At 36.4% G+C, this 20,597-nt stretch carries 15 protein-coding genes and 2 tRNA genes; 13 read left to right on the forward strand and 4 right to left on the reverse strand.

The features are described 5' to 3' along the window. Positions 1-211 precede the first annotated feature (211 nt). Positions 212-874: a nitroreductase gene (locus H4J62_RS06025; protein WP_182217099.1), complete on the reverse strand. Its 663-nt coding sequence runs from the start codon at positions 872-874 to the stop codon at positions 212-214. A 463-nt stretch (positions 875-1,337) separates the two neighbouring features. Here H4J62_RS06025 and H4J62_RS06030 point away from each other — a divergent pair, with 463 nt between their 5' ends. The 3 genes from H4J62_RS06030 (at position 1,338) to H4J62_RS06040 (ending at position 4,621) form a co-directional block, all read left to right on the forward strand. Then, complete coding sequence (locus tag H4J62_RS06030) at positions 1,338-3,134, forward strand: acyl-CoA dehydrogenase C-terminal domain-containing protein (protein ID WP_070376895.1); 1,797 nt, start codon at positions 1,338-1,340, stop codon at positions 3,132-3,134. Positions 3,135-3,621: 487 nt separating this feature from the next. Next, positions 3,622-3,891: a hypothetical protein gene (locus H4J62_RS06035; RefSeq protein WP_070376896.1), complete on the forward strand. Its 270-nt coding sequence runs from the start codon at positions 3,622-3,624 to the stop codon at positions 3,889-3,891. Between the two features lie 202 nt (positions 3,892-4,093). After that, complete coding sequence (locus H4J62_RS06040) at positions 4,094-4,621, forward strand: DUF3750 domain-containing protein (RefSeq protein WP_182217101.1); 528 nt, start codon at positions 4,094-4,096, stop codon at positions 4,619-4,621. Between the two features lie 56 nt (positions 4,622-4,677). On the opposite strand, the gene H4J62_RS06045 is transcribed toward H4J62_RS06040, so the two are convergent. After that, positions 4,678-5,913, reverse strand: a complete 1,236-nt coding sequence (locus tag H4J62_RS06045; protein ID WP_182217103.1) for an HD domain-containing phosphohydrolase — start codon at positions 5,911-5,913, stop codon at positions 4,678-4,680. 284 nt (positions 5,914-6,197) lie between these two features. Here H4J62_RS06045 and H4J62_RS06050 point away from each other — a divergent pair, with 284 nt between their 5' ends. From H4J62_RS06050 to H4J62_RS06070, 5 genes are all read left to right on the forward strand, one after another. Beyond that, complete coding sequence (locus tag H4J62_RS06050) at positions 6,198-6,875, forward strand: 2OG-Fe(II) oxygenase (protein WP_070376899.1); 678 nt, start codon at positions 6,198-6,200, stop codon at positions 6,873-6,875. Between the two features lie 35 nt (positions 6,876-6,910). Next, the gene (locus H4J62_RS06055; protein WP_182217106.1) at positions 6,911-7,384 is read left to right on the forward strand and encodes a hypothetical protein; all 474 of its coding nucleotides are present in this window, start codon (positions 6,911-6,913) and stop codon (positions 7,382-7,384) included. 254 nt (positions 7,385-7,638) lie between these two features. Continuing rightward, on the forward strand, positions 7,639-10,146 hold the full coding sequence (locus tag H4J62_RS06060) for a hypothetical protein (protein WP_182217107.1): 2,508 nt from the start codon (positions 7,639-7,641) through the stop codon (positions 10,144-10,146). Between the two features lie 302 nt (positions 10,147-10,448). Then, positions 10,449-11,276, forward strand: coding sequence for a prohibitin family protein (locus H4J62_RS06065; RefSeq protein ID WP_395881227.1), 828 nt, complete (start codon positions 10,449-10,451; stop codon positions 11,274-11,276). A 333-nt stretch (positions 11,277-11,609) separates the two neighbouring features. Next, positions 11,610-12,674 carry a metal-dependent hydrolase gene (locus H4J62_RS06070; protein WP_182231316.1) on the forward strand — a complete coding sequence of 355 codons (1,065 nt, stop codon included), beginning with the start codon at positions 11,610-11,612 and terminating at the stop codon, positions 12,672-12,674. A gap of 374 nt (positions 12,675-13,048) precedes the next feature. Here H4J62_RS06070 and H4J62_RS06075 read toward each other — a convergent pair. Next, a tRNA-Met gene (locus H4J62_RS06075) sits at positions 13,049-13,125 on the reverse strand. A 150-nt stretch (positions 13,126-13,275) separates the two neighbouring features. Continuing rightward, positions 13,276-13,352, reverse strand: a tRNA-Met gene (locus tag H4J62_RS06080). A 362-nt stretch (positions 13,353-13,714) separates the two neighbouring features. Here H4J62_RS06080 and rlmKL point away from each other — a divergent pair. The 5 genes from rlmKL to bluB all read left to right on the forward strand — a co-directional run bounded on the left by rlmKL (position 13,715) and on the right by bluB (position 20,587). Next, positions 13,715-15,850 carry a bifunctional 23S rRNA (guanine(2069)-N(7))-methyltransferase RlmK/23S rRNA (guanine(2445)-N(2))-methyltransferase RlmL gene (gene rlmKL / locus H4J62_RS06085; RefSeq protein WP_182231317.1) on the forward strand — a complete coding sequence of 712 codons (2,136 nt, stop codon included), beginning with the start codon at positions 13,715-13,717 and terminating at the stop codon, positions 15,848-15,850. Further along, complete coding sequence (locus H4J62_RS06090; protein WP_182173404.1) at positions 15,850-16,095, forward strand: glutaredoxin family protein; 246 nt, start codon at positions 15,850-15,852, stop codon at positions 16,093-16,095. The genes rlmKL and H4J62_RS06090 overlap by 1 nt, the downstream gene beginning before the upstream one ends. Positions 16,096-16,098: 3 nt before the next feature. After that, the gene (locus tag H4J62_RS06095) at positions 16,099-18,006 is read left to right on the forward strand and encodes an ABC transporter ATP-binding protein (RefSeq protein WP_182215263.1); all 1,908 of its coding nucleotides are present in this window, start codon (positions 16,099-16,101) and stop codon (positions 18,004-18,006) included. Between the two features lie 24 nt (positions 18,007-18,030). Further along, positions 18,031-19,827, forward strand: a complete 1,797-nt coding sequence (locus H4J62_RS06100; protein ID WP_182215262.1) for a DUF3466 family protein — start codon at positions 18,031-18,033, stop codon at positions 19,825-19,827. 106 nt (positions 19,828-19,933) lie between these two features. Next, positions 19,934-20,587: a 5,6-dimethylbenzimidazole synthase gene (gene bluB, locus H4J62_RS06105; protein WP_182215260.1), complete on the forward strand. Its 654-nt coding sequence runs from the start codon at positions 19,934-19,936 to the stop codon at positions 20,585-20,587. Positions 20,588-20,597 lie beyond the last annotated feature (10 nt).

The raw sequence follows: 20,597 nt of genomic DNA on the forward strand, positions 1-20,597 counted from the left end.
AGTCCCATGCCCATCATAATTTAAAATATACCAATAGGTACACCTTTTGTCTTATAAATGTAACTAATTCAGTAATATCCATGCCGACTCTCAGTATTCTTTATTATCTGCTGGGTAAATATTTTGTATTAGTTTTCAATATGATTATTCAACATTGTCTTGAACAAAACATGATTGCTAATAACGACTCATTAATTGTTATTGTGAGTCTTTATTTAAAGAAGCTAACCGCATTGGTAATATCTTCGCGATCAGTAAGAGTTTTATTTATCGGCGCATTTATATCAGCGTAACCAAATGACATACCAAACAAAATACCTCTTTGCTCTGGTAAGTTTAAGGATTTTTTGATTGGATCTGGGAACTGCCCCAATGCCCCTTGCATACAATTTGATATACCGTGCTCAGCCATAATTAGCGAAAGAGTTTGCGCATAAATACCCAAATCAACCGCACCCATAATATCGAGATATTTATCCATAGTAAAAAATACTACATGGGGAGCATCAAAAAAACTCCAATTTCGGATCATCGCTTTTTGACGACCCAGTTTGTCTTCGCGAGTAACACCAATAGCACTGTAAAGTGCATTAGCTGAACCAAATTGGCGATCTCTATGGATACCCTCGTATTTAGGTAGCCAGTTAAAGTCTGGGTTTGGTGGTTTGCCACTCATAACTGCTGAGAGTAAATCATTTTTAAGGGATTCTTTTTTAGCGCCAGACACCACGCAAGTTTGCCAAGGTTGTACGTTGCAATTTGAAGGGGCGCGTTGTGCTTGTGTAAAAATAGCTTCTAATAATGCTTGTTCGACGGGTGTTTCCAAATAAGCACGCACTGAATTACGCTTTTCTAAGAGGGTGGTTAAAGACATTGAGACTCCTTTATAATTTTAAAATAGTCTCATATTAAGGGTAATTATAGATGAGACTTAGCTTTGTGCGATTAAATTTGTGGTAACGTTTAATCCACTATTAACCAATATAAATCGCTTAAAAAAGTGATCTATACTTGTTACAAGAGGGTATAAATAGCCACTGTAATAAGGTTAACAGAGATTAAAGCGCATTTTCTGATGGTAGAGCGGTTATATTAATAAAACCAATGAATAATTATTATCACGCTCTATTCTAAAATCATATAGTAAGTGGCTATTTTCACTGGGTATGTCAGAAGCGCATTAACTTTTATTATATGGATACTGAATAGTTAGGGATAAATTAAATTCATTTGACTAATTTATCTCATATCGATAATATCAGTGGTATGACCACTTGGTTAAAGCAATGTTGAATAGTGAAGTCAACGGTTAATAATAAATTTTTGGAGTCAATAGAATGCCTGAATATAAAGCCCCAGTTCGTGATATTAAGTTTGTAATGCAAGAATTATTAGACTGCGACAAACACTATAAACAATTAGGTTACGATGATGCTAGTGAAGATATGGTTGACGCTATTATCTCAGAAGCAGCCAAGTTTACTGAACAAGTTATTGCACCCTTAAATCAAATCGGTGACGAGCAAGGTTGTACGTGGACAGACGGTGTAGTAACTACGCCAGATGGTTTTAAAGATGCTTATCAACAATACGTTGAGGGTGGCTGGCCAACATTATCTCAGAGTGAAGAGTTTGGTGGGCAAGGATTACCTTACTCTCTTAATGCGTCTATTAGTGAAATGATGTCGTCTGCTAATCATAGTTTTGCTATGTATCCTGGTCTAAGTCATGGGGCACAAGCAACAATTGAAGCTCATGGCACCAGTGAACAAAAACAACAGTATATGCCTAAATTAGTTGAAGGTAGCTGGACAGGCACTATGTGTTTAACTGAATCACATTGTGGTACTGATCTTGGCATGTTGCGCACCAAAGCTATATTAAACGATGATGGTAGCTATGCGATTACCGGCACAAAGATATTTATCTCAGCCGGAGAGCATGACTTATCAGAGAATATTGTACATATTGTTATCGCACGCCTACCAGGTGCTCCTGAAGGTAGTAAAGGTATCTCTTTGTTTATTGTTCCTAAGTTTAATGTCAATGATGATGGCACAAAAGCAGACCGAAATGCTGTGAGTTGTGGTTCAATTGAACATAAAATGGGTATCAATGCTAACGCCACTTGTGTTATCAACTTTGATAGCGCTAAAGGGTTTTTAATTGGACAGGAGAACCGTGGCCTACACTGCATGTTTACTTTTATGAATGCTGCTCGTTTAGGTGTAGCAATGGAAGGTTCTGCAGCAGCTGAAGCGGCATTTCAAGGTTCATTAGCTTATGCAAAAGATCGTTTGCAAATGCGTTCTATTAGCGGCGTAAAAAATCCAGATGGACCAGCTGATCCTATTATTGTGCACCCTGATGTTCGTCGTATGCTACTTACGCAAAAGTCTATTTCTGAGGGCGGTAGAGCACTAATTGGCTATTTGTCGCAATTAGTTGATATAACCCACGCATCAGATGACGCTGATGTTAAAGCCGATGCAGAAAACAAATTAGCCTTACTAACACCTATTGCAAAAGCATTTTTAACAGAGTTAGGTTTCGAATGTACAAGTCATGGTGTTCAAGTTTTTGGTGGACATGGTTTTATAAAAGAATGGGGCATGGAACAGCTTCTGCGTGACACTAAAATTAGTTGTATTTATGAAGGCACAACGGGTATTCAAGCGTTAGATTTATTAGCCCGTAAAATTTTGGGCAGTAAAGGTCAAATTTTGAAGCCGTTTATGACAGATATCGCTATTTTTTCGAAAGACAATGCCGATAATCCAGCCATGAGTGAATATGTTAGTACGCTAAACTCATACGCTAAACAGTGGCAAATGATCACGGGTGATATTGGTCAAAAGGCGATGAAGAACGCGGATGAGATTGGTGGTGCTTCGGTTGATTACTTGATGTTTGCCGGTTATGTAACATTAGGCTACTTCTGGGCAAAAATGGCCTCTGTAGCGCAAAGTAAACTAAAAGACGCTGGTGAAGATGAAGCGTTTTATCAAGCTAAAATTAAAACAGCAGCATTTTACTTTCATCGTATACTTCCTAGAGCTCAAGGACATGCAGCTTGTATTGAAGGTGGTGTAGACTCGATGATGGCTCTAGCCAGTGAAGACTTTGCATTTTAAATAAGCACTAGCTTTACCAATAATTTTTGAAAATTAATTATTGGTAAACAGATAAATATCTACCCTCTTTACACGGCTAAGATATTTATAACGGGCTGCTAACTCATGCCTAATATTGAGATTTAAATCTTAATATTAGGCATTTTTTATTTTACAGTAACGTAAAATAACCCATTCACGAATGGCGCCTCGCCAAATGACTGCTTAGGCAATTAACGAGAGTTAATTTAAGTACTTGGCTGCACAAATAAGTTGGGGTGCTAGGCTTCGTCATTCAAGTTGACTTGACGGTATACATTATTGCTGAATATTTATGATGTGTTTTAATTATTTTTGTTTTATATCATCTTAATGGTATTTAGCCATTTCCAGCTAGAGATAATTATTTGATCTTATCTAATATTAGTATAAATTAATTACTAGTTACAATGAGGGCATCGTTGAGATGTACCGATAACATATTGTTATAAAGATTAAGGAATTGGCGATGCCAACAAATAAACATAAACGAAAAGCTTCATCACATACTAAATCCCATAAAGGGAAAAATACCGAATCTACGGGTCTAATTATTTCACACCCTCAGGTCTTTATTTATGTTGGTTTATTCTGTGTTGTGTTGGGGGTATATCTATTAGCCTTTGAATCTCAAGATAACGCATTATTTGGCTTAGCGATGCTTTCTCTTGTCGCGGGTGTAGTGACAACTTTTTATGCAAATTTTACACTATCAAAGAAAAAAGCTCAGCTTAAGTGAAGCTTTAAAGTGGCGTAAATATTCATCTGAAACTTATTCTATGGTTCTAATTGGGCCAACAGATTGGTTTTATTTGAAAAAAGAAGTGTATTCTGATTTTAAAGTAATAGGGATTTTATTGCCAATAAGAATATAGGTTAAATTTATCAAACCCAGCCTAAGCAATATAATCTAGGCTTAAACCGGTGTAATAATAGCGCATATGAGATTTTGGACGATTATCTGCATTGTACTCCTACTGAGTGCTTGTACCCATAACAACTGGCGAACCGCGAGCAGAGAGCCTGCTGGTATTGCAACGTTACCCAATGACGATAGTAGGGCTGTTGTAGAGTTTTATGCCGCAGATGCTTTTAGTTGGCGTGGTTGGTTTGCTGTTCACCCTTGGCTTGCAATCAAAGAAGAAAAAGCAGCAGAGTATAGTGTTTATGAAGTTACTGGTTGGCAAGTAAATCAAGGGTTATCAGCAATAAGACAGTACCAAACATTAACACCAGATAGGTATTGGTATGGCTCAAAGCCGGTATTATTACTTTCTATTAAAGGTGATAAAGCGGTTAAACTAATTCCTAAGATTAAGGCCGCAATTGCCCGCTATCCTTGGGTGAATGAATATAGTATCTTCCCAGGCCCTAATAGTAATACTTTTGTCGCCTGGATAGGTTTACAAGTCCCTGAGCTCGAACTTGAGCTGCCATTTACTGCTATTGGCAGTGGGTATGCAAACTAACTGCTATTTAACCAAAGAATTCAGCGAGAATCGATATTAAGTCATTGTTAAGCCAGTTAAATTATTGGATTGATTAACTTTAAAAAATATTCTTTATTGGTTGATATATTATCAATTTTAATCGGGTAATGGAGTATCTGATTGAAATAATTGGCAAATTGTGAAATTTGCAGTACTAATCTTCGAGCGTCATTGATAAACATTTTACAAACTTGATTATCTTTAAGCTCTTCTCTTTTTATTTGGAATGGCTGCTGTGATGATTCTGACACCCATAATGTGCTCCTAAGTTTAGCTTGAATAAAATTCATTTCTGGGTTGTTAGTATTTAAGGTGTTTGTCCATTTAATGACTTTTGATAATTGGTCATATAAATGGTTTCCGTAGGCTTGTCGATGGGTATCTGTTTGTATACTTTCTTGCATTATTGCTAATAGGGGCCTTTGTAAGTGATAAGAATAAATAGCCTGCGTTTTTTGACTGGTCCTAAAGTCAAATCCTTCGGCTAATAAATAGAGTTCTCCGATGGCCGTGTTAATATTTTTACTTTTTCTAGTGATCTGAGAATATTGATTCGCTATTTGTGAGATTTGAGCGTACTCATGAATTTGTGTTAACTTTTTTGGGTAACCAGAGCCATCCAATTTCTCTTCATGTTGTTCTATCGATTCTAAGACTAACTTACTCTCTAAGCCCGCAAGTCTCACTATTTCTTTACTCAAGATAGGGTGAACTAACTTTGCATCTTTCATTGTATTGTTAAGTCTTGCGTAACCAATATTTTCAAAAAACAAAACAGAGATAAGTTCCGTTAATTCGGTTGGAGAATAGTTGTTTGCTTTACCGATATGGGTGCCAAATACCAAATTGATTAAAGTATTTTGGTATGCAGAGGGGTTGATGTGTGAAAATATACTGAGGTGATCAATAATCTTCTTTGGAATTGAGCCGCCTTTTATAAAGTCGCCAATGGTTACCAGTGTTTCATTTAGCTGAAAGTTATTTATTACAGGATTTGTTTTAGCTAAGTCTAGGATCGGCGCTAATATATCTTCATTACTGGTATCTTCTGTAAGAGAAATTACATCTTCATGGCCGATGATCCCCTCTTGTTGTAAGTTAGTTAATTTTAAACGGATTTTTTCCGTAATTTCAGTACCTGCTTTTAAAAAAACTCTTTTTCCTTGTGGGTCGGTAATATCTTGACTGATGCCGCATTCCATTCCTGAATTTAAAATATGAGTCGAAAACTGTTTGGATGTTTCTTTAATAAGTTTATTAGTTACTTGCACATTCGTTCCTTGAATTAACTGTCTACTGGCAGTTCTATGCGTTAACTGTAGGAATGATTTTAGCTATTAGCAAAGTGTCTTACTATTTTATCTGATTTGACCTTACGCTATCCGCCTGTAACGTTTTCACTTTCTAACTAATCACATCTACTGTCGACAAAAGTTTAAATCATTTATTAAAACGAATGCTCACACTAATATATTCAAAGTGCTAATATAGACCATTCATTATTTTATTAGATTATCAAGAAAATGTTAGTTTTACTTCCTAAGATAGGATGTAGTTGAACCTAGCTCAAATAACTTACTCTGGTGGTGACTCATCACTGTTCGAGTCAATATCCAATGATATTGTTGAAAAGGGCTATAGTATTCGTCCTTATGCTCTGCCTGAAGAATTAACCCATCTGTTATTAAATCATATTATTGAGTTACCTACTGAAAAATTCAAACGTGCTGGAATAGGTCGTGCCAAAGATCATATGATTAATGATTTTATACGGACAGATGAAATAAGCTGGATAACCAGTAACAACCAAGCCAGTTGTGCTTGGATAACGTGGGCCGAGTCACTGCAAGCTTATCTTAATCGCCGGTTGTTTCTCGGATTATTTTCTTTTGAAAGTCATTTTGCTCATTATGCCAAAGGCGACTTTTATAAGAAGCACAAAGATGCTTTTAAAGGTGAGGGTAATCGGGTGCTATCTGTTGTTGTCTACCTTAATCAGCATTGGTCCGCTGATGATGGAGGCGAGTTAGTGATTTATGATAAAAAAATACCAGCCTCCGCTGTCGTTGATAACAGTAAAATTAAAGTATTGCCCAGCTTTGGTACGATAGTTGTTTTTTTAAGCGAAGAGTTTCCGCATGAAGTATTACCTGCTAAGCGCGATAGATTCTCAATAGCAGGGTGGTTCCGCTTAAACAACAGCATTGACAATAATATAGATCCGCCAAATTAATGAGAAATCAATGAGTATTTATAAGAGCGTAGGCATTGTCTAAATTACCTATAAAATTGCATGTCATCAGTGAATTAGATGAAATTAATCAGCTAATTATCCCATTAAAAGCACTTGCTGATAGAGAGCGAGCCGCTATTTATGGTCTAACGGGCATGGTTTATACTCCTCATATAGATGATTACATGCAGGTAAGTATAAAAAAAGCGGCGATATTAGCTTGTTTAAAAGAACAAGGTATATTGGCCTTATCAAAGGTCGAACTCATTAGTACGGCATTAGATAGCTTACATAAAAGAGCAAGAAATAACGCAATTGTTGAGTATGATGGCAACCGATACCAGCGTCGGTTTTCGCCATTAAAATTAAGTAAGTCAGGTAAAGTTGTCAGTAAATGGGCGAGGTATTGGTTTTTACAATCACCTAATGGCAAAGTGGATACTGAGTGGGAGTATCAGGTACGCGAAATTTGGCCTACTTATTTTTTAATTAGAACTATCGACCTCTAGCGAAAAGGAGCAAGCAATAAATGCGCGCTCCCTATCATGCCTGTTGATTATATCCACATAGGCAGTTAATAAAGTCTAAAGTATAATGGCGGTTGTGCCGATAACGACAGACCAATAAAACAACTAACCAACATGGCAACATTTATTTAGTCTTATTTATGAATATGCACTAGGATTAAACCATCAACGTTAATGGTTTATGAATTGAATACCTTCCAATGTGTTTAGCTTCAAAATACGAGGTACCACGATTAATGAGCAGTGTCATCAGTCCTCACTTACAAAAGTTTGAAAAACAAATCTTAAGTTTGGTCCCCTATGCCAGCAATGATAGATTGGAATATTTAGTTAAAAAACTTCTACCTGATGAAAACTCTGGTCAACACCTTGCTGTTAAAAATGAAATCAAAAAACTTGCCCAACAAGCTAATAAACCAATAGATTTACGGCTGATCTTTGCTGATTGTCAAATAGTTACACACAATAAAGTTAATCATTATTTGGATATAGCGGGTAAAAAGCTATTCAATGAAAAACTTGTTGAATATCAAAATCTTTATACAACAGCACTTTACTATGAAGTTTATGAAGACGCTCAAAAGAGAGCGGCTAATAAAGATAAAGGTGTCAGCAAATATAATATTGAAAACGAAAACGAAAACGAAAATGACAGCGAATTTTCAGAATTTAAAATAGATAAAACCGAACCTAAACCCTTAGTAAATAAAAATAGAATAATTAACGAACTTAAAAAACTTAACTCTGCTTGTAAAGTCTTTATCAACCCTATTATGGGGATGACCGCGCAAGGGAAAAAAGAGGTAGGTATTACGGCTAACATTGAGAAGATGAATAATCAAAAAGTTGTTATTCAGACCTCTCACGAAATAGCAGGTGTTATAGCAAATAAAGTGTACCTGTGGCTATATGACCATCATACCGAAATAGATTTCACTGAAGAGCTTGAACTCGGATTTGTTATTATTGATAGTCAAAAATCTTCTGCAAATAAGTTTGAATACTTATTGAAATTTTCAAGTCCATTAACAGATCAGCAAATGCGGGTTTTGTTCGCTCATTACCTAAGACAAAAAAAATTAGCTATTATTGGTCCTACAGAACGATTTATCACCCCTTTGTTTGATTCTGTTACCTCTAAAGGTTACGAGCAACTGTATCTAAATAAAACTCACGACATTCCGTTACTATGTTATAAAAATAATAATGCATGGCATGCGAAAGTTGCGATGAAAACATCGGGTAATGATGAGTTTTGGCGGTTTTTTAGTGATACAGATGAAAATTTTCACTTACCCGTACTACTGGGTAACGAAGATATACAAAAGGCGTTAAATGAGAGGAATACGGTTGATAAATATGCTTTTATATTAAAATCTAAATATAAAGATACCTTCATTTATTCCCTTATTTGGTATGACGATTTTGTTAATAATAGAAGCGTCAAAGCTGTTTTTAATAATTATTTCAAAAATAGCCTTTTTCGAGTAGTCAAAATATCCTCATCGTTTATTAATTCTGTAGAAGATGCTTATGTTCCGTCTGCCTTGCCTTGTCATGTACATCCTAAGATGGCTGTGTTAAATAGGGCAATCCCGAAAGCGGCGCTAGATATGATCAGTAATTGCGATCATATGATCACCTTATCAGATATTACTAGCTTGTATGAAACAATACATCGGCCGGTCAGCGAAGACATCATTGAATTAGAAAATTTATTACCAAAACGTTTTCAACTGAGTGCGATTGACTCACTTGATGAAACCGAAATTGTAACGGCAGAAAATGATGATTCTAGAGGTGAAGACCGCTTTGTATTATCTTTTAAAATGGCAATTACACGCAGTAATAATGTTGTTACTCATATCCCCGGTATAACTAAAAATATCTCTATACAAGGTTTGTTAGTTAGCCTAGTAAAAGAAACTAAATTTAAAGCCGGTGAAGAAATTGAAATTGAATTAACCGTACCTTTTTCTGAACAAGATAGAACACTACAAAAACAGAAATATATTGTTTTAGGTTATGACAGCCATGGGGCTGTTCGATTATTAATGAATACAATTGAAAGTAAACATTTAGCTTGCAGGGCGATAAGAAAATATATTTATCAACATGTTGATACCCTTGAAGCCTGCGGAAAACGCGGTAGTCGTATTTATGGTCTGCAGAAAGCGATGAGGAATATATATGCACACAATCATTTCTCTATTCCATTCTACTTAAAAGCAACTAAGCACCAACAATATATTAATGCGGCGAGCTTTAGTGGTAACTCTGCACTTAAGCACCTTGTCTATAAAAATGAAAATAGTGAAGAAATTATTCTTAATCTATTAAGCAATCAAAAGTTTAGAGATTCTTGCTTATCAATTATTGCGGTACTTGCTTATAAAGAATTACCTGCTCGTGCATTTTATATTCTTGTTTTACCTAAAGATAAAGATGATAAAGAAGAGTATTCCTTTTGGTATCGTGACTTATCGGTATTGAAAAAATCTGCCCAATTGAAAGAATATACCCAGAAAGTATCTAATCATGGTAAACCGGCAATTTTAAAAGTTGAATTGAAAAAAAGTGATAAAGTGCAAAACATGTATTACCGTGACGAAATCAGTTATTTAAAAAGTCTAGATAAAGACTTAGCGGATGATCTGGAAACTCAGTTAGAAAGTACTATCGGCATCGGAGAAGTGACCGATTTAACTGATATTGCTATTAAGATGATTGCTAATGCCACATAAATGACAACAGACCCATTAACTTTTGTCGAATGGCCGACAGAAAAAATATTAATACAACACTTTTGAGTTCACCTAACTGATAAGGTGAACTTACTAATGGTTAATTTTATCGATTGTTTAGACTTGCAGAGCTGGTTCACTCGGGTGTAAGTTTGACGTTATGTCACTTAAAAGGTTATGGTCTCTGCATAGCGAATAACATGCTGTAATATTTAACGAATGTGTCTTTAAATATGGGCACCTAATTAAGCCTCTGAGGTAGAAAAGTGAATATAGAAAAATTAAATATCCCAACTAAATCAATAATAACAGTGGCGATTGCTGTTACCCTATTTTTCAGCTCTGTTTACACCGTCAATGAAGGGCACATCGGCATTGTCAAACGCTTCAGTGAAGCCAAAGAGCAGGTTAACCCTGGTTTACACTTTAAAGTGCCTTTTATTGATAGCGTTGAAGAGATAGAAGTCAGAACACGAAAAAATGAAGAAAAAATGGCATCAAGTACTAAAGAGCAAATGCCAGTAACTGTTATTGTTTCAGTTAACTGGACGGTAGACAAGACAGCTGCGCTAGAACTTTTTCGCCAATACGGTGGTTTAAAGCAATTTGAAAATAGAATTCTTGATCCTCGTTTTAGATCTGCTACAAAAGATGTTATCCCACAGTATGATGCAGAAAAATTAATACAAGATAGAGCAAGTGCCATTCAAGCGATTGAAGCAAGCTTTATCGAAGAAATGAAAGACTTTCCTGTTACTGTTGATAACATTCAAATTGAAAACATTCAATTACCGGCTAAGTACTTAACCTCTATTGAGACTAAGCAAACAGAAAAAAATCTAGCTGATGCGGAGAAACATAAACTCGCACGTCAAAATTTAGAAGCGCAACGTGACGTAAATACGGCAAAAGCAAAAGCAGATGGTATTAAGCTCGTTGCTATAGCAGAAGCTGAATCTATTCGAATTAAAGGCTTAGCTGAAGCTGAAGCGATTACGGCTAAAGCTAAAGCACTAGGTAACAACCCTTTAATTGTTAAGCTAACAGAAGCTCAAAACTGGGATGGTAAGCTTCCAGCAACAATTTTAGGTAGTAGTAATATGCCAATATTAGATATGAGAGCAAAATAAGTCTACTAGCATCATAATATAAGCCGCTTAATTGCGGTTTTTTTATCTTGGAATAATGAAACTTTGATCGTCGAACAAGATGTTAATCATTACCTTAGTTATTCTATCTCTGTCATGAGTATATTATATGAGTTAAATGCCATAGAAAGTTTATGTCATGTCACGCTCTATGAACAACAAGCTTCTTGTTAAAATTGTCAGTAAACTCAATGAATATAGTTTATTAACCATTTAAACAGTATGAAAAACCAAAGAAAATTTGCTGTCTCAATTGATCTAGAATTGTAGATAAAGGCGTATTAGAAGAATAATTGTTAAATCAGCAAGGTCATTATGGATTCATTAACACAAGCTGTCTTGGGCGGCGCTGTCGGCTATGCGGTATTAGGAAATAAAGTTGGTCCTAAAGCAGCTATTTATGGTGCCGTTTTAGGAACATTGCCTGACTTAGATGTATTCTTACCCTATAGCGGTGATGTTGAAGCTTTTACCTACCATCGAGGATTTAGCCACTCGTTATTAGTACATTTGCTCATTAGCCCTTTAATTGCCTGGTTAATAACCAAATGTCATCAAGCTACAGCCATTTATAAGAAACACTGGTTTGTGTTGGTATTTTTGTGCTTGTCTACTCATGGGATTTTGGACAGCTTCACTGTTTACGGTACGCAATTGCTGTGGCCTATTACTGAATATCCGTTTGCGGTCTCTAATTTGTTTATCATTGACCCCATGTATACCTTACCGCTATTGTTTGCGTTTATTGTTATTTTTCTGCCCAGAGTTAAACCGGCAAGTGCTTTAAAAATCAATAATTTTGCATTGGCGATAAGCACACTTTATATCTGTTGGTCTTTGGTGGCAAAGCTTTACATAGACGATAAAGTCACAACAGCGTTAAACGATCGACAGATAAAAACACATCATTATTTGAGTACACCTGCGCCTTTTTCTACGCTACTTTGGCGGGTATTGGTTATGTCTGATGGTCAATATTACGAGGGCTATGTCTCTGTGTTTGACTCAGTATCTGAGGTAAGTCTAGAAGCATATCATTCGTCAGACTCTCTGCTTACTAATATTAAAGATGAATGGGATGTGCAACGACTACAATGGTTCACGAAAGGCTTTTATTCAGTAAAACAAGCAGAGCAGTATATTGTTTTATCCGATTTACGCATGGGTGTGGAGTGTAGTTATGTGTTTAATTTTATTGTTGGCGAGCAAACGAGTATGGGGATTGTTAAGAGTCATACTGAAAAGGTAAGTGCTAGGCCTGATTTTAGTATGCTTGGAGGTGTTTGGCAGCGGATATGGGATCCATCAGTTTCTTTGTCACCTCTTAAAGAAAACGGTGTTTGTGTTAACAGTAAAAATTTATTTTCTAAGAAAGCTTAATAAGATGAGTACACTTCATGTGTATGGTTAGCTCGTTACTTATACCAGACGTTAGCTTATTAGCGGTTATTTCTAATTAAAGCGAATAATGAAGAATATTATTAAATTTTAACAGTATAGACAGCAAATAATGTTAAATTTAATATGATGATTTTTTTGTACTAAATAAATATGTATTAGAAAATATTTTAGTTATAGAGTGACTAAATATTATTTAACAATGAAATTTGGATTTTGTATCGGAGAATGTTTTTAAATAAGGAAGTGACGACTTTCAGTACAGACACTCTTTATACTTGAGTTAAAGTTTGTTGTGAGAGCCCATATCTTTCGAGAGGGAACTGACGACCTGCTTTTTATACTTAAGCTTAAGTTGGTTGCGGGAGCCAGATTTGAACTGACGACCTTCGGGTTATGAGCCCGACGAGCTACCAGACTGCTCCATCCCGCGTCCGAATGTCCTAATACCTTCTTAGGAAAGCCAAGTTGTTTTAATTCAAACTTAAGAATTTGCTTTTTATACTTAAGCGTAAGTTGGTTATCGGAGCCCATATCTTTCGAGAGGGAACTGACGACCTGCTTTTTATACTTAAGCGTAAGTTGGTTGCGGGAGCCAGATTTGAACTGACGACCTTCGGGTTATGAGCCCGACGAGCTACCAGACTGCTCCATCCCGCGTCCGAATGGTTTAAGTATTCCCATTAAAGGTACACATAAACAAGCCATAACTGTTTTAATTCTTGTTATTAACGAATGCATTTCAAAAGCCTCAGCCCTTGAAAGCGATGCGTATCTTAAGGATAGTTACATCACATTGCAAGGCGTTTCTTTAACATTTTTACATCTATTAAAAAAAGGCAGTTAATTGCCCTAATTGTAGTCTAAGTGGTGGTTTTGTGACCTTTAAGGTCTGTTGATACGGTTATTAAAAATATTTTAAAATATATATCAGTGAATATTGGTGTTTTATGCACGTCTCTATATAAGTAGTTAGCGTCTTTGTTTATAATTGCGGGCATAAATCGGTCTGGAAAACACTCATGCAGCAATTTTTAGCATTAACATCTCCTGGTATAGAAATTTTATTAGCTCAAGAGCTAAAAGATTTAAAAGCATCACAAGTCGTGCAAAAGCCTGAAGGCGTATATTTTACGGCAACAATTGAAGAGGCCTATAAAATCTGTCTCTATTGTCGCTTATCAACGCGAATTTTATTAAAACTTGCTGAAGGTGATGCTGAAAATAAAGTTAAACTTTTTGCAACCGCGCAAAGTGTTAATTGGTCTGAACAATTTTTGAGTAACCATACCTTTGCTATCGACTTTGTCGGGTCAAGTGATGAAATCAGAAATACCCAGTTTGGTGCACTTACCATAAAAGATGCGCTAGTTGATCATTTTCGTGATCAAGGTATGGATAGACCTTCTGTTGACAAAAGTACGCCAGACATCAGTTTTCAAGCGCGTTTGTTAAGAGAAAAGGTTGTTATTTATCTTGATTTCTCTGGTCGTAGTTTATTTAAGCGTGGCTATCGCGAGCACTCGGGTGCTGCGCCATTAAAAGAGCATCTAGCGGCGGCTATTATTACTCGTTCGGGCTGGTTAGATGATACCACTAAACCGCTTGTTGATCCTATGTGTGGTTCTGGCACGATTTTAATTGAAGCTATAATGATGGCCGCAGGTTACGCGCCGGGTATCGACAGAGTAAAATGGGGATTTGATTGTTGGCTTGGTCATCAATTATACCCGTGGCAAGCACAATTAACTCAAGCTAAACAAAAATCACATCTTGGTCTTGAAGAATTAAAAGCGAAAGTTTTTGGTATTGATATTGATAGCCGAGTAATAAATACCGCACAAGTAAATGCTCGTAATGCCGGTGTACAAAAGTTTATTGAATTTTCATGTAAAGATATCAATAATTTAAATAATGGTTTTGGCCACAATGGTACCTTTTTACTTAACCCTCCTTATGGGGAGCGTATTGGTGAATTACCAGAACTTGTTGAAAATTTTGTTTTATTAGGTCGAAAACTAAAAGCACAATTTGTGGACTGGCGTATTGCTATTTTAACAGCGAATGTTGAATTGCTTTCGATGATGAAGCTAGCAAGCCACAAACGCTATAAATTTAAGAATGGTCCATTAGATTGTCAACTTGCTCTTTATAACGTCGATGAAAAACAAGCTTCAGGGCAAAACAATGATGCAGAATTCGAAGATAAAGATTCGGATTTTGGTAATCGCTTATTAAAAAATAAGAAAAATTTAAAAAGCTGGCTGAAAAAAGAAAATATTGAATGTTATCGTTTATACGATGCAGATATTCCAGAATATAATGTCGCGGTTGACGTTTATGGTGAGTATTTGGTTATTCAAGAGTATTCAGCACCTAAAATTATCGAAGAAAGTAAAGTAGCAAAACGTTTGCAAGAAGTTATTTATTTTGCTCCTAAGGTACTAGGTGTTCCTACCGATAAGGTGATATTAAAAACCCGTGCCAAGCAAAAGGGCAGTGACCAATATCAACGTGTTGATCAAAGTAAACAGTCGATGATTATTAACGAACATGGTGCAAAATTAAAAATTAATTTATGGGACTACCTTGATACAGGCTTATTTTTAGATCACCGTAAAACCAGGCAAATTGTTGCACAGAAAGCTAAAAACAAATCATTGCTTAATTTATTTGCATATACCGGTTCTGTTTCATTGCAAGCCGCACTGCATGGCGCAACAAGTATTACTACTGTTGATATGTCGAATACTTACTTGAACTGGGCACAGGAAAACTTTGCCTTGAATAAATTGTCAGGTCATAAATACCAATTTGTACAAGCCGATTGTTTAACTTGGTTAAAAGAGCATAGGGGCACTTATGATGTTGTTTTTGTTGATCCGCCAACGTTCTCAAATTCTAAGCGTATGGAAGACAGTTTTGATGTGCAAAGCGATCACGTGGCGTTAATTACTGATGCAATGAAGTGTGTTGCTGAAAACGGTGAGCTTATTTTCACGAATAATAAACGAAACTTCAAAATGGACTTTGATGCTGTTGCTGCTTTAAATTTTGAGGTGAAGTCAATTTCAGAGTTAACCCGCGATAAAGATTTTCAGCGTAATAAGCACATCCATAACAGTTGGTTAATTACCCGTAAAAAAGTTACGGCTTAATGAGTGTTTTATTTCACTTATATAGTAGTGCCGGTTGCCACCTTTGTGAGCAAGCTGCAGAGTTAATTGTTGATATAATACCCGATCACCAAATTAAGGTGGTTGATATTATTGATGATGACACCAGTAGTGAAAATAATTTAGTAAATTTATACGGTGTTCATATTCCCGTATTAGAGCGCTTGAGTGATAACACATTATTATTCTGGCCTTTCGAACAATCACAAGTAGTAGAGTTGATATAAACCATGGAATTAATCCGAATAGCTCAAGGCGAATTAGCCTTCGGTGAAGACAGTATTTTAGATAAGACAGACTTAACGGTAAAAACGGGCGAACGCGTCTGTTTAGTTGGTAAAAATGGCGCAGGTAAGTCTTCATTAATGAAAGTGTTGATGGGTAAACAGAACCTAGACGATGGTCAGATCTTGATGTCGAGCAACATTAAGTTAGCGATGTTAGAGCAAGATCCACCTGAGTCATCTGAAATGAGCGTTTTTGATTATGTTGCTCAAGGTGTTGCTGAAAATGCAGAATTGATTAAGCAATATCACCATATAATTCATATTATTGGTGAAGACCCTTCAGAGAAGAATCTTAATAAATTATCAAACGTTCAACAACAACTTGACCAAGCCAATGCTTGGCAAGATGAACAACGTATCGATAAAGTATTAACCACGCTAGCGCTAGAAGCAGACAAAATGATTTGCGATCTCTCTGGTGGTTGGTTACGTAAACTGGCATTAGCGAAAGCATTAGTCAGCGAGCCTGACGTGCTATTACTTGATGAGCCTACTAACCATTTAGATATTAGTAGTGTGTTGTGGTTAGAGCAATTTCTAAAAGACTTTAAAGGCACTATCATATTTATTAGTCATGATAGAGCATTTATTCGTGGTTTAGCGACCCGTATTTTAGACTTAGACCGTGGTCAGCTTGTTAGCTATCCTGGTAACTATGATCTTTATATCGAACAAAAAGCTCACGACTTAGAAGTTGAGTCCACACAAAATGCGCTTTTTGATAAGCGTCTAGCTGAAGAAGAAGTATGGATAAGACAAGGGGTTAAGGCTCGCAGAACTCGTAACGAAGGCAGAGTTCGTTCACTTGAAAAGTTACGAGTCGAACGCCAAGAAAGACGTGAAGTTAAGAAGCAGGGCGATATTAATATATCAACCGGAGATCGCTCAGGTAAGTTAGTCTTTGAGTGTGAAAACTTGCATATGGCGTTTGGTGATAAAACCATTTTTAATGGTTTAGATTTACTTATAACGCGTGGCGACCGTTTAGCCCTTATTGGTGCCAACGGCACGGGTAAGTCAACGTTAATCAAATTAATCATGGAACAACAACAACCCACCTCAGGAAAGATGCGTGTTGGTGTTAATTTAGATGTGGCTTATTTTGATCAACATCGCGATGCTTTAGACTTGAGTATGACCGTTCAGGACACCGTTGCCGAAGGTAAGCAAGAAGTCACTGTTAATGGGGTAACACGCCATGTATTGGGATATTTGCAAGATTTCTTATTCAGTCCTAAACGTGCTAGAACTCCTGTACGTGCGCTTTCAGGTGGTGAAAAAAATCGCTTGTTATTAGCACGTCTATTTTTAAGACCCAGCAACTTACTTATTCTTGATGAGCCAACTAACGATCTAGATATAGAAACTTTAGAATTATTAGAAGAAGTCGTTGCAAATTATGCAGGAACCGTTATTTTAGTAAGCCATGATCGCGATTTTGTTAATAATTGTGTAAATAGTTGTCTTTACTTTGATGGTAGTGGTGAAATAACAAATATTGTTGGCGGTTATGATGATGTTGATAGTTATTTAGCATACAAAGCTGAACAGCGTAAGCAGTTAGCTGAAGGTATAAAAGCCCCTGTTAATTCAGTGAGTGAGAGTAAATCTGCAGTTAATGTGCCTACTAAAAAAAAATTATCGTTCAAAGATAATCGTGAATTAGAAGCGCTACCTGGACAGGTCGATGAACTTGAAGCATTAATAAATTCATTGCAAGAACAAGTCAACGACGCTAACTTTTTTGCTCAAGATAGTGATAAAACAAAAAATATATTGAACCAGCTTGAAGAAAGTGAGTCAAAACTCGAAATCGCTTTCGCAAGATGGCAAGAGCTAGATGAATTATAACAAGAAATGAGAGTTAAGTAGTATATGAACAAATTTGTAAAATCTGTATTAGTTTTAGGAATTAGCAGTGCGTTAAGTTTATCAATGGCACAGGCAGCTAAATATGAAGTTATCGATAAAGGTGGCATTGATATAGTTAAATATAGTTATGCTCAGCAAGAAAACAACCAAAATCAAATGGCTATTTCTGGCTCAGATATTTATAATTTTCCCGTTCAATTTCAGTACTTTGATACTAATGATTTTGATAGTATTGTTAGATTTGCCAATTTACAATATGAAGATGTTGATGGCTTAGTCGATATTGAAAACGAAAACGACTTAAGGTTAGGTAATCCAACCGCTAATGATTTAGCTTGGGCTGTCCTGTATTTGACTAGTCAAAACAGCAGTAGCTCAGCTAGGTTTTATCAAAAAATTGGTAATATCTTGGCTATGCGTAACTTAACAGGTAAAGCGGGTGATACTGAAAGCTTTGCTGTATTTGACCAATATTTCCCAGATACCACAACATTGACGCGTTCAACGGTTGATTATGTAAACGGTATTACTAATGATGGCTGGATTTATGGTAACGGCTCAGCTCCATATACTGCATTGCCATTTACGGGCACTGATAATAACCCTGTTGTCTATTGGGTTCGTGATTTTACCTCAAGAGCCTTTTATTCTCCTGATGCAGGCAATACCATTATTGAATTAAAGCCACCGACTGAAGGTGACGATGTTGCCGAGAATCTTCGCTTAGGCGGTGATTCTGCTATTTTAGACATGAGTGAATCTTTATTTGCTGTCGGTTATGCCAGTACGAGTATCGATCAAGAAGCGCTTGATTTTATTTTTGATGAAACGGGTGGCTGTGCAGACCCTGCTATTTTAGCAAATGCTCCGTTCGAAATTTGTATTCAAAATGCAGTGTCGAGTATGTATAACACTGAAGCAATAAAATGGACGCTAAGTTTAGAAGGGGTGACAAAGACTGAGACTTTAGGGCATTTAGTTGCACCAAATGTTGATGATACAAGAGAATTTCTTAACTACGCACAGGCTATTAATAATGATGGTGTTGCTGTTGGTTTTGCTCATGGTTGGGTGGATGAGAACGAAACCGAACCAAGCAGAAGTGAACGTCGAAATTTATATGCGGTAGTTTATAAAAATGGTCAAGTGAAAGACTTCACTGATGATCATAGTAAGTTTTTTGATTCTCGTACTTACGGTATTAATAATGCTGGTATTGCTATCGGTCATACTAAAACGGTGGTAAATGGTAATACGCGTACAAAATTCTTTCATGTAGATACCAATGATTTTGATAGTGGTATGCAAATGATAATGCCTGATGACTTTTTCAAGGGCTCATCAAGTACTGCACGTGCTATTAACGAAAATGGTATTATTGTTGGTGAAGGTGAAGTTGAAACACATAACGATCAGCAGTCTCCTCGTCGTAGACATGCTTTTATGTATGAGATTGCCAGTAAGACCTTTACCGATCTCAATGACTTTTTAACTTGTGACTCACAGTACACAATTATCGAAGCGCGAGACATTAACGATAAAAATGAAATATCTGCTTCAGCACTTGTTAAAGCACCTCGCCGTGACGCAAAAGGTGAATTGATGTTTGATTTAGATACTGGCGAGCAGCTTTTAGAAGATGTTGTTCGTGCTGTCACATTGAGACCGTTAGCGGGTGAGATAGATGACTGTTCAGCGGTAGAGAAAAAAATAGAAAGAGAAGGAGCTGGTTTAGGCTTTATCAGTTTATTCGCTCTATTAACCTTTGGCTTCACTCGACGAGTGTTGAAAAAAAGCTAACGATGAGTTTTTAAATATATGATTAGGTCTAGGTTAATTTTTAACCTAGACCTTTTTTATGCGACATTGTTATTTATTTCATTTACCTCAAGCAAAAATTATTCAAATGCATATTTCTGAAAAAGAAAGAGACGCGGTTTATAAAACTATCTTTTCACGTCGAGATGTTAGAAGCGATTTTATTAACAAACCCATCCCAGAAGATGTTTTAAAGCGAGTATTAACCGCCGCTCATCATGCTCCCAGTGTTGGTTTCATGCAGCCGTGGGACTTTATTGTTATTAATGATAAAGAAACAAAACAAAAAATTAAGCATGGATTTGAGCAAGCAAATTCGGTCTCTGAAAAAATGTTTACAGATGATAAACAACAAAGCTATCAAAAGTTAAAACTTGAAGGGATATTAGAAGCGCCGATAGGAATATGTGTCACATGTGATAGAGAAAGAAATGGCCCAGTTGTCTTAGGAAAAACGATCAAAGCTGAAATGGATTTATACAGTGCGGTTTGCGCTGTACAAAACTTATGGCTTGCCGCAAGAGCAGAAAATTTAGGCGTTGGCTGGGTAAGTATTATCGAAGATGACAAGCTTCGAGATGCTTTGAATATTCCCACAAAAATTGAAATCATTGCTTATTTATGCGTTGGTTATGTCACACATTTCAAAGACAAACCTGAATTAGAAAGTGCAGGGTGGTTGCCGAGACGTTCAGTTGATAACGCGATACACTATAATAAGTGGACACCAGAAGTAAACTAACAGACACAAC

Source organism: Colwellia sp. BRX8-5 (assembly GCF_014077325.1).
Lineage (GTDB): Bacteria > Pseudomonadota > Gammaproteobacteria > Enterobacterales > Alteromonadaceae > Colwellia_A.